At 71.8% G+C, this 10,695-nt stretch carries 9 protein-coding genes and 1 pseudogene; all 10 read left to right on the top strand.

The genetic code is table 11. From position 1 onward, the window contains the following. Nucleotides 1-469 precede the first annotated feature (469 nt). A pseudogene (gene rho, locus AB0E96_RS32080) lies at nt 470-1,624 on the top strand (transcription termination factor Rho); the annotation flags it as partial. A gap of 140 nt (nt 1,625-1,764) precedes the next feature. Beyond that, nucleotides 1,765-2,889, top strand: coding sequence for an LCP family protein (locus AB0E96_RS32075; RefSeq protein ID WP_359829298.1), 1,125 nt, complete (start codon nt 1,765-1,767; stop codon nt 2,887-2,889). A gap of 194 nt (nt 2,890-3,083) precedes the next feature. Next, the gene (rpmE, locus tag AB0E96_RS32070) at nt 3,084-3,305 is read left to right on the top strand and encodes a 50S ribosomal protein L31 (protein WP_030057539.1); all 222 of its coding nucleotides are present in this window, start codon (nt 3,084-3,086) and stop codon (nt 3,303-3,305) included. A 132-nt stretch (nt 3,306-3,437) separates the two neighbouring features. Then, nucleotides 3,438-4,514: a peptide chain release factor 1 gene (gene prfA, locus AB0E96_RS32065; RefSeq protein WP_359829297.1), complete on the top strand. Its 1,077-nt coding sequence runs from the start codon at nt 3,438-3,440 to the stop codon at nt 4,512-4,514. A gap of 58 nt (nt 4,515-4,572) precedes the next feature. Continuing rightward, the gene (gene prmC, locus AB0E96_RS32060; RefSeq protein ID WP_359829296.1) at nt 4,573-5,439 is read left to right on the top strand and encodes a peptide chain release factor N(5)-glutamine methyltransferase; all 867 of its coding nucleotides are present in this window, start codon (nt 4,573-4,575) and stop codon (nt 5,437-5,439) included. A 138-nt stretch (nt 5,440-5,577) separates the two neighbouring features. Beyond that, a complete protein-coding gene (locus AB0E96_RS32055) occupies nt 5,578-6,225 on the top strand; it encodes an L-threonylcarbamoyladenylate synthase (RefSeq protein WP_359829295.1) in 648 nt (215 codons plus the stop codon). Between the two features lie 32 nt (nt 6,226-6,257). Beyond that, nucleotides 6,258-6,899 carry a protein-tyrosine-phosphatase gene (locus AB0E96_RS32050; RefSeq protein ID WP_355252781.1) on the top strand — a complete coding sequence of 214 codons (642 nt, stop codon included), beginning with the start codon at nt 6,258-6,260 and terminating at the stop codon, nt 6,897-6,899. A gap of 177 nt (nt 6,900-7,076) precedes the next feature. Then, nucleotides 7,077-8,357, top strand: a complete 1,281-nt coding sequence (locus AB0E96_RS32045; protein WP_359829294.1) for a serine hydroxymethyltransferase — start codon at nt 7,077-7,079, stop codon at nt 8,355-8,357. 172 nt (nt 8,358-8,529) lie between these two features. Then, on the top strand, nt 8,530-9,819 hold the full coding sequence (locus AB0E96_RS32040; RefSeq protein WP_359829293.1) for an MraY family glycosyltransferase: 1,290 nt from the start codon (nt 8,530-8,532) through the stop codon (nt 9,817-9,819). 295 nt (nt 9,820-10,114) lie between these two features. Further along, nucleotides 10,115-10,558: a hypothetical protein gene (locus AB0E96_RS32035; protein ID WP_359829292.1), complete on the top strand. Its 444-nt coding sequence runs from the start codon at nt 10,115-10,117 to the stop codon at nt 10,556-10,558. Nucleotides 10,559-10,695: the final 137 nt, after the last annotated feature.

Raw genomic sequence — 10,695 nt, 5'->3', positions numbered from 1 at the left:
CAAGAAGACCACGGCCACCGCCAAGAAGGCGACCGCCGGGGCCCGGCGGCCGGCCTGCTCCGCTCCCGGGGTCGGCACGCGCCGGCCGACGGGGCGTGTACAGCCGTTCGTGCTCCGGTTCGGACGGGTGTGCCGGGTGTGGCGCGTTCGCCTCAGCGTCACTCCGGGTAGTGGAACGGATGCACGGTGATGGCGGAGGGGGTGGGGTCAGGGAGTCGCGATGACGGAACACGAGCAGCTCGGCGCGCCCGCCGGCCCGGAAGGACACCCCGTCCGGCCCGAACGGGTGCCGCCCCAGGCGCCCGCGCCCGAACAGCGTGAACCGGGCGCCCGGCCCGGCCCCGAGGGAGACGGCGCCGCGGCCCCCTGGCCCGACATGATGCTGCCCCTGCTGCGCACCCCGACGGCCGACCGGCGGCCGGCGTTGCGCAGATGCCGCGGCCGTGACGGCTTCGAGGCCGGCACCGTCGAGCCGCAGATCGGCGAGGACGACGTCCTGATCCCGGTCGCGGGCATCCTCGACATCCTCGACAACTACGCGTTCGTGCGGACCTCCGGCTACCTGCCGGGCCAGAACGACGTCTACGTCTCGCTCGCCCAGGTCCGCAAGAACGGCCTGCGCAAGGGTGACGCCATCACCGGCGCGGTGCGCCAGCCGCGCGAGGGCGAGCGCCGCGAGAAGTTCAACGCCATGGTGCGGCTGGACTCCGTCAACGGCATGGACCCGGAGAGCGGCCGCGGCCGTCCCGAGTTCAACAAGCTCACCCCGCTGTACCCGCAGGAGCGGCTGCGCCTGGAGACCGACCCGGGCGTGCTGACCACCCGGATCATCGACCTGGTGTCGCCGATCGGCAAGGGCCAGCGCGGTCTGATCGTCGCGCCGCCGAAGACCGGCAAGACCATGGTGCTCCAGGCGGTCGCCAACGCGATCACCCACAACAACCCCGAGTGCCACCTGATGGTCGTCCTGGTCGACGAGCGTCCGGAAGAGGTCACCGACATGCAGCGGTCGGTCAAGGGCGAGGTCATCTCCTCGACCTTCGACCGCCCGGCCGAGGACCACACCACCGTCGCCGAGCTGGCCATCGAGCGCGCCAAGCGCCTGGTGGAGCTGGGCCACGACGTGGTCATCCTGCTGGACTCGATCACCCGCCTCGGCCGCGCCTACAACCTGGCGGCGCCGGCCTCCGGCCGCATCCTGTCCGGTGGTGTCGACTCGACCGCGCTGTACCCGCCGAAGAAGTTCTTCGGTGCCGCGCGCAACATCGAGAACGGCGGCTCGCTGACCATCCTGGCCACCGCGCTGGTCGAGACCGGCTCGCGCATGGACGAGGTGATCTTCGAGGAGTTCAAGGGCACCGGCAACATGGAGCTCAAGCTCGACCGGAAGCTCTCGGACAAGCGCATCTTCCCGGCCGTCGACGTGGACGCCTCCAGCACCCGCAAGGAGGAGATCCTGCTCGGCAGCGAGGAGTTGGCCATCGTCTGGAAGCTGCGCCGGGTGCTGCACGCGCTCGACTCGCAGCAGGCGATCGAGCTGCTCCTGGACAAGATGAAGCAGACCAAGAGCAACGCCGAGTTCCTGATGCAGATCGCCAAGACCACCCCCGGCTCCGGCGACTGACCGTAGCCGGACGGCTGTCGAAGCACGGAACCCCGGATCGCGCGAGCGGTCCGGGGTTCCGTGCGTCCGGACCGCTTTGTTCCAGAGTCGGGACAACTTGGGAGCGTTTGGATCATGTTGTCCGATTTACTCTGGACCGTATGGCCGAGCACAAGAGGGTCCTGAGTCGCCGCCGCAGAGTCCTGCGGACGGCCGCCTGCGCGTTCGCCGCGCTCGTCGTCCTCGGTGCCGGCGCGGCCCTCTTCGCCTACTTCAGGTTCAACGGCAACATCAAGAGCGTCGACATCGACGGCCGGCTCGGCGACGCCCGGCCGCCGGCCGCCACCGACGGCTCCTTCAACATCCTGGTGCTCGGGTCCGACTCGCGCTCCGGCGACAACGGCTCGATGGCCGGCGGGGACACCGGCGAGACCGCCCGCTCGGACACCGCGATGGTGGTGCACATCAACCAGGACCACTCCCGCGCCGAGGTCGTCTCGATCCCGCGCGACACCCTGGTCACCCGCCCCGACTGCGCTGACGCGAGCGGCCGGACGGTGGCCGGCGCCAAGCGCGCGATGTACAACAGCGCCTTCGAGAGCGGCGGCGCGGCCTGCGCGGTCAAGACCACCGAGCAGCTCACCGGCCTGCGGATGGACCACTACCTGCAGATCGACTTCGCCGGCTTCGCCCGGGTCGTGGACGCGATAGGCGGGGCCACCGTGACGACCACGGTGGCCATCCACGACAAGGACAGCGGGCTCGACCTGCAGCCCGGCGAGCACCACCTGGACGGCCAGCAGGCGCTGGCCTTCGTGCGCACCCGGCACGGCGTCGGCGACGGCAGCGACCTCGGCCGGATCGAGCTCCAGAAGCAGATGGTCAGGTCGCTGCTGCGGCAGGTCGGGGGGAGCGGGATGCTCACCAACCCGGTCAAGCTGTGGTCGATCGGCGACACCGTGACCAAGAGCATCACCACCGACTCCGCGCTCGGCTCGGTGAACTCGCTGGTGGGGCTCGCCCAGGAGCTCAAGGGGATAGGCCCGGACCAGCTGAGCATGGTCACCCTGCCGGTGGAGACCGCCCCCAGCGACCCGAACCGGGTGGTCCCGCAGCAGCCGCAGGCCGGGCAGGTCTGGGCGGCGCTCAAGGCCGACCAGCCGTTCCCGTCGGCGGTCGTCTCCGCGCAGCCGGAGAACCCCGCCCAGGCGGCTCCCACGGCCGCCGCGGCGCCCTCCGGGCGGACGGCGGGGAAGCCGACCGCGAAGGCCACCGCGGCCCGCTGAGCACGGCCGCGGGCCCGCGTCGAGGGGGTGCCGGAGAGGGCGGGGGCAGGGCGCCGGGGGCGTCCGGAATATCCCGGAACGCGACCCGGTTTGGGAAGATGCGGCTGGTCCTGGCAGACTGGTCCGTCGGTCCCGGTTCACGTGCGGTGCTCCAGCCGCCGACCCGGTGCCCTCCCGAAACCTAGGAGAACCCCTTGAAGCCCAACGTTCACCCCGAGTACGTGGTCACGCGCGTGACCTGCACCTGCGGCGCCGAGTTCACCACCCGCTCGACCGAGACCAGTGGCGAGATCCGCGCCGAGGTCTGCTCGCAGTGCCACCCGTTCTACACCGGCAAGCAGAAGATCCTCGACACCGGTGGCCGCGTGGCCCGCTTCGAGGCCCGCTTCGGCAAGCAGCACAGCGCGAAGGCCTAGCGCTCCCTCGGCGCCGGTTCCCGGCGCCCCCGTACTCGTTCCGGGGGCGCCAGGGGGCCGGCGCCGTTCGCGTCCCCCCGCACGTTCCGCACCCCCCACACGTTTCCGAGTCCCCGGGAAGAAGGCCACCCCATGTTCGAGGCAGTCGAAGAGCTCCTCGTCGAGCACGCCGACCTCGAGACGAGGCTGGCCGACCCGTCCGTCCACGCCGACCAGAACAACGCCCGCAAGCTGGCCAAGCGGTACGCCGAGCTGACCCCGATCACCCGGGTCTACCGGCAGTGGCGGCAGGCCGGCGAGGACATCGAGGCCGCGCGTGAACTCGCCGCCGAGGAGCCGGAGTTCCTCTCCGAGGTGAAGGACTCCGAGGCCCGCCGGGACGAGCTCACCGAGGAGCTGCGGCTGCTCCTGGTGCCGCGCGACCCGAGCGACGACAAGGACGTCATCCTGGAGATCAAGGCGGGCGAGGGCGGCGAGGAGTCCGCGCTGTTCGCCGGCGACCTGCTCCGGATGTACCTGCGCTTCGCGGAGCGGATCGGCTGGAAGACCGAGATCATCGACTCCAACGAGTCCGACCTGGGCGGCTACAAGGACGTCTCGGTGGCCGTGAAGACCAAGGGCAACGCCGAGCCCGGCCAGGGCGTCTGGGCCCGGCTGAAGTACGAGGGCGGCGTGCACCGCGTGCAGCGCGTCCCCGCCACCGAGTCGCAGGGCCGCATCCACACCTCCGCGGCGGGCGTGCTGGTCACCCCCGAGGCGGAGGAGGTCGAGGTCGAGATCCTCGCCAACGACCTGCGGATCGACGTCTACCGCTCCTCCGGCCCCGGCGGCCAGTCGGTCAACACCACCGACTCCGCGGTCCGGATCACCCACCTGCCGACCGGTATCGTGGCGTCCTGCCAGAACGAGAAGAGCCAGCTCCAGAACAAGGAGCAGGCGATGCGCATCCTGCGTTCGCGACTGCTGGCCGCCGCGCAGGAGGAGGCCGAGCGGGAGGCCTCGGACGCGCGCCGCAGCCAGGTCCGCACGGTGGACCGCTCCGAGCGGATCCGCACGTACAACTACCCCGAGAACCGCATCTCGGACCACCGCACCGGATTCAAGTCGTACAACCTGGACCAGGTCCTGGACGGCGACCTGAACGCGGTGATCCAGTCCTGCGTCGACAAGGACGCGGCGGCCAAGCTCGCCGCGGCCCAAGAGAACTGAGACCGGCGCGCCCCAGCCCGCGTTTCGCCCGAAGCCGGAGAAACAAGAGGTCGTACGGATGAACCTGCTGCTCGCCGAGGTGGCCCAGGCCACCCAGCGGTTGGCCGCGGCCGGCGTGCCGTCGCCGCGCTTCGACGCGGAGGAGCTCGCCGCCTACGTCCACAACGTCAAGCGCAGCCAGCTGCACACGGTGAAGGACGCCGACTTCGACGCCCGGTACTGGGAGGCGGTCTCCCGCCGGGAGGCGCGCGAGCCGCTCCAGCACATCACCGGGCGGGCGTTCTTCCGCTACCTCGAACTGGCGGTCGGCCCCGGGGTGTTCGTGCCCCGGCCGGAGACCGAGACGGTCGTCGAGTGGGCGATAGACGCGGTGCGCGACATGGACGTGGCCGAGCCGCTGGTGGTCGACCTGTGCTCCGGCTCCGGCGCGATCGCGCTCGCCCTGGCCCAGGAGCTGCCGCGCTCGACCGTGCACGCCTTCGAGCTGGACGAGGGCGCCCTGGAGTACACCCGGCGCAACATCGAGGCCAGCCCCGACCGCGCGCGGGTCACCCTGCACGCCGGTGACGCCACCAGGGCCTTCGAGGACGACCGCTCCTGGGACGGCCGCTTCGACCTGGTCATCTCCAACCCGCCGTACATCCCGCTCACCGAGTGGGAGTACGTCGCGCCGGAGGCCCGCGACCACGACCCGCAGATGTCCCTGTTCTCCGGCGAGGACGGCCTGGACACCATCCGCGGCATCGAGCGGGTCGCGGCCCGGCTGCTGCGCCCGGGCGGCGCGGTGGTGATCGAGCACGCCGACCAGCAGGGCGGCCAGGTGCCGTGGATCTTCAACGAGGAACACGGCTGGACGGACACCGCCGACCACCGTGACCTGAACAACCGGCCGCGCTTCACGACCGCCCGGAGGGTCGGGTCGTGAAGAGTCGAGCACCGTACGACCGCCCGGAGGGTCGGGTCGTGAACATCAAGCGCCGTACGACCGCGCGCAAGGCCGCGCTGTGACCACAGCGACGGCCGTGGTGACTGCCATGAGCCACTCCGGAAGGGGACCGCACCGATGAGCCGCCGCTACGACTGTGCCGATGCCGGGGACCGCGCCACCGGTCTGCGCGAGGCCGCCTCGGCCATCCGCCGCGGCGAACTCGTCGTGCTGCCCACCGACACCCTGTACGGGGTCGGTGCGGACGCCTTCTCCCCGGAGGCCGTCGGCGAGCTGATGGCCGCCCGCGGCCGCGGCCGCAACACGCCGTCGCCGGTGCTGGTCGGCTCGCCGACCACCCTGCACGGGCTGGTCACCGACTTCTCCGAGCAGGCCTGGGAGCTGGTCGACGCCTTCTGGCCCGGCGGCCTCACCCTGGTCGCCCGCCACCAGCCCTCGCTGCGCTGGGACCTCGGCGACACCCGCGGCACCGTCGCGGTCCGGATGCCGCTGCACCCGGTCGCGATCGAGCTGCTGAACGCCACCGGCCCGCTGGCCGTCTCCAGCGCCAACCGGATCGGCGGGCCCTCCCCGCTGACCTGTGACGAGGCGCAGGCCCAGCTCGGCGACGCGGTCTCGGTCTACCTGGACGGCGGGGCGGCCGTCGACTCCGCCACCTCGTCGATCGTCGACGTCACCGGCAAGGTCCCGGTCCTGCTGCGGGCCGGTGCGATCAGCGTCGAGCAGCTGAGGGAGGTCGTCCCCGACCTGGAGGCCGGCAGTTGACGCCGACCGCCTCGCTCCACGCCGGGCCGGGCATAGCGCCGTACCTGAGCGTGGGCCCCAGGCCGCTGGACCACTTCCGGATCCTGTTCGTCTGCACGGGGAACATCTGCCGCTCGCCGATCGCCGAGCGGCTGACCCGGCGTGAGCTGGACACCCGGCTAAGCCCCCGGGTGGCCGGGCGGATCCTGGTGGAGAGCGCCGGCACCTGGGGCCACGAGGGCGCGCCGATGGAGGACCACGCCGCGACCGTGCTCGACGAGTACGGCGCCGACAGCGGTGGCTTCACCGGCCGCGAGCTGCTGGACGAGCACGTGGTCGAGGCCGACCTGGTGCTCACCGCGACCCTGGACCACCGCGCCCAGGTGATCTCGATGGGCCACGAGGCGGGGCTGCGGACCTTCACGTTGAAGGAGTTCACCCGGCTGGTGCGGACGATAGACCCGGGCACCCTGCCGGACCCCCGGCGCGGCGCCGACGTCACCGAGCGGGCCCGCGCGCTGGTCCGGGCGGCCGCCGCGCTGCGCGGCTGGCTGCTGGCCGCCACCCCGGAGTCGGACGAGCTGGACGACCCGTACGGGGCGCCGATCGGCATGTTCCGCAACTGCGGCGAGGAGATATTCCACGCGGTCGACCCGGTGGTCACCGCGCTCACCGGCGTTCCCGCGCCGCGCTGACGCGCCGCCGCTGGCCGTCCTGCCCCGTCGCGCTCCCGCACCGCCCCGCCCCCGGGCTCCCTCTCCGGATGGCTCCCGGCGTCGAAGGGGGCCGTCCGGCCGCGGCTCGGCGAGCCGGGTCGCGGCGGCGGTCCTACGCTGGGTGACACAGTCCCCGCAGCGCCCGGGAGCCCCGCCATGACCGTCACCGATGCCGCGACCGGACCGACCGCGACCACCGGGCGCCCCTGGGCGTCCGGGGCGCTGCACCGGGCCGATCCGCAGCTGGCCGACCTGCTGGCCGCGGAGTCCGAGCGGCGCGCCGAAACGATCCAGCTGCTGGCGGGGGAGAACCTGACCACCCCGGCCGTCCTGGCGGCGCTCACCGGCCCGCTGATCGACAAGTACGCCGAGGGCTACCCGGGCCGCCGGCACCACACCGGCTGCGCGCTGGCGGACGCCGCCGAGCTGCTGGCGATCGACCGGGCCCGTGAGCTGTTCGCCGCCCCGCACGCCAACGTCCAGCCGCGGTCGGTGACTTCGGCGATGCTGGCGGCGTACGCGGCGCTGCTGCGGCCCGGCGACGGGGTGCTGGCGATGTCGCTGGAGCACGGCGGCCACCTCAGCTGCGGCTCGCGCGCCAACTTCTCCGGTCGCTGGTTCGCCTTCACCGGCTACGGCGTGCGCGAGTCCGACGGGCTGATCGACCTCGACCAGGTCCGCGACCTGGCCCGGGAGCACCGTCCCAAGGCCATCGTGGCGGGATCGATCTCGTACCCCCGGCACCCGGACTGGGCGGCGTTCCGGGAGATCGCCGACGAGGTGGACGCCTATCTGATCGCTTCCGCCGCGCAGATCACCGGGCTGATCGCGGCCGGGGTGGCGCCCTCCCCGGTGCCGTACGCGGACGTCACGGTGGCGGCCACCCACAAGCTGCTGCGCGGTCCGCGCGGCGGGCTGCTGCTGTGCACGGCGGAGCTGGCCGAGCGGATCGACCGGGCGGTGTTCCCGTTCAGCCAGGGCGGCGCGGCGATGAACGAGGTGGCCGGCAAGGCGGTGGCCCTCGCGGAGGCCTCCGGGCCCGCGTACCGGGCGTACGCGCAGCGGACGGTGTCCGGGGCGCGGGCGCTCGCCACGGGGCTCGCAGAGGCCGGAACGCGCCTGCTGACGGGCGGTACGGACACCCACCTGGTGACGGCCGACGTGAGCCCGCTCGGGGTGAGCGGCGCGGAGGCCGAGCGGCGCTGCGCCGCGGCCGGGCTGCTGCTCGGCAAGTGCGCGCTGCCGTACGACCCGGCCCCGGCCGCCGAGACCTCCGGCATCCGGCTGGGCACGGGCACCGTGACCAGTCAGGGGATGGGGGAGCCGGAGCTGACCGAGATCGCCGGGCTGATCGCGCGGGTGGTCACCGGTGGCGCGTCCGCCCCGGCCGCGGCGCGGGTCCGGGAGCTGGCGCTGGCCTTCGCCGACCGGGCCTGACGGAGGCCCTCGCCGAGTATCCGGATCTCCTACCCCGGAGGGCGAACCGCGATGCACGGTCCCGGCGTCCGACTCAATAAGGTGTGTGCCGTGGCGACGCACCTCGAACCCCGGGAAGGCAGGGGAGTACCTTCGGTACCCCCCCGTTCGACAGTGATGCAGGAGGCCAGTGGTGCGTGAGTATCTGCTGGTGCTGTTCTGCACCGCCGCCGTCACCTACCTGCTGACCGGCCCGGTGCGGAAGTTCGCCATCGCGGCCGGCGCCATGCCGCCGGTGCGCGCCCGCGACGTGCACCGCGAGCCCACGCCGCGGCTCGGCGGCATCGCGATGTTCGGCGGACTGTGCGCGGGCATCCTGGTCGCCTCGCAGCTCGACAACCTGAGCAAGGTGTTCTCCCAGGGCACCGACATCCGCGCGCTGCTGTCCGGGGCCGGGATCATGTTCCTGCTCGGGGTGCTGGACGACAAGTGGGGCGTGGACGCGCTGGTGAAGCTCGGCGGCCAGATGATCGCGGCCGGCGTGATGGTCTGGCAGGGCGTCACGGTGATCACCCTCCCGGTGCCCGGCGTCGGCCCGGTCGCGGTGAGCCCGACCCAGGGCATGGTCATCTCGGTCACCCTGGTCGTCGTCATGGTCAACGCGGTGAACTTCATCGACGGCCTGGACGGTCTGGCCGGCGGCATGGTCTGCATCGCCGCGATGGCGTTCTTCCTGTACAGCTACCGGCTCTGGTACGGCTACACGATCTCCGACGCGGCCCCCGCCGTGCTGTTCAGCGTGCTGCTGATCGGCATGTGCCTGGGCTTCCTGGCGCACAACATGCACCCCGCGCGGATCTTCATGGGCGACTCCGGCTCGATGATGCTGGGCCTGATGCTGGCCGTCGCCGCGATCTCCATCACAGGCCGGGTCGACCCCGACCTGATCAGCAGCGAGACCGGTTCGCAGACCGCCACCGTGCACACCCTGGTGCCGATCTACATCCCGCTGCTGCTGCCGCTGACGGTCATCGCCCTGCCGCTGGCCGATCTGCTGCTCGCGGTGGTGCGCCGGACCTGGGCCGGCCAGTCCCCGTTCGCCGCGGACAAGCGGCACCTGCACCACCGGTTGCTCCAGGTCGGTCACTCGCACAGCCGTGCCGTACTGATCATGTACTTCTGGGCCGCGCTGATCGCCTTCGGCACGGTGGCCTTCTCGGTGACCAACACCGGCCGCACCGTCGTCCTGGCACTCGCCGGGCTCTGCCTGGTCGGCCTGGTGGTGCTGCTCACCCCGCGGTTCCGGCCGCGCGCCCCGCGGGCGGTGCAGTCCTTCGTCCCCCCGCGCTACCGCCGCCGGCAGACCGGTCCGATGGCCGAACTGTCGGCGAAGGACAAGCAACTCCTCGGTGAAGCCGGCGAGGGATCCGGCGTGGGGTCCACCGCGACCGGCCGACACGACAGGGCCACCGGCCGCCGCTGACAAGGGAGTTGATGTCCCCTCAGAGGGCGTTCACCCGAATGGCGGAGCCGTTGCGCCGTTGGTGTGACAGGTGCCACACATTCATGGTAAAGCTCTCATCAAATAGTTTGTGATACCGTTCACGAGTATCGAGAACACGCCGAAAGACCTGACAGGTGGATGACTTCCGTCCCTGTCGGTCTCCCTCACCGGGCCCGTCGTTCCCATGGCGGCCCGCGGCGATGCCTCGGTCCGGTGTCATCCGCCACCGCTGTGCCCGTCCCCCCGCCATCGACATGCCGCCGGAGCTGCCGACATGCCGTCCACCGACGCCCGGATCCTCCGAGGCGCCGCGATTCCCACTGCGGTCGCCGGGATCATCGCCATGGCGATCTCCTTTGCCGTTGCCGGTGGGAAGGGGCTGCTCGGCGCCCTGTTCGGCGCGCTCCTCGTGATGGCCTTCTTCAGCTTCGGCCAGGTCGCGCTCGACCGGCTGACCAGGTCGAACCCGCAGATCATGATGGCCGCGGCGCTGCTGGTGTACACCACGCAGATCCTGCTGGTCGGCATCGTGCTCGCGGTGTTCAAGGACACCGAGCTGTTCAACCGGCAGGCCTTCGCGTTCACCCTGCTCGGCTGCGCCCTGATCTGGACGGGCTTCCAGGTGCGCGGAGCACTCAAGGCCAAGACCTTCTACGTCGACCCCGACGCCTCCGAAAAGAAGGGCGACAAGCCCTCCGACAAGGGGCGTCAACAGTGACGAGGCCCAACTGTCCCCCCAACGAGGGGGGCGGTGTTTATGCCGCGCTGACGGGCTGCTATCGTCCGTCGCAACAACGGAGTACGGGAAGAGGCCAGGTCTGTCCGGACAGCGGACGGATCGCCCCCCTGATCCGC

This window comes from Kitasatospora sp. NPDC036755, from assembly GCF_040636595.1.
GTDB lineage: Bacteria > Actinomycetota > Actinomycetes > Streptomycetales > Streptomycetaceae > Kitasatospora.
This window is presented reverse-complemented; position numbering and strand designations above follow the sequence as displayed.

Coding starts and splice junctions, on each gene's coding strand:
- AB0E96_RS32075 (WP_359829298.1), top strand. CDS start 1,765: ATGGCCGAGCACAAGAGGGTCCTGAGTCGCCGCCGCAGAGTCCTGCGG.
- prfA (WP_359829297.1), top strand. CDS start 3,438: ATGTTCGAGGCAGTCGAAGAGCTCCTCGTCGAGCACGCCGACCTCGAG.
- prmC (WP_359829296.1), top strand. CDS start 4,573: ATGAACCTGCTGCTCGCCGAGGTGGCCCAGGCCACCCAGCGGTTGGCC.
- AB0E96_RS32055 (WP_359829295.1), top strand. CDS start 5,578: ATGAGCCGCCGCTACGACTGTGCCGATGCCGGGGACCGCGCCACCGGT.
- AB0E96_RS32045 (WP_359829294.1), top strand. CDS start 7,077: ATGACCGTCACCGATGCCGCGACCGGACCGACCGCGACCACCGGGCGC.
- AB0E96_RS32035 (WP_359829292.1), top strand. CDS start 10,115: ATGCCGTCCACCGACGCCCGGATCCTCCGAGGCGCCGCGATTCCCACT.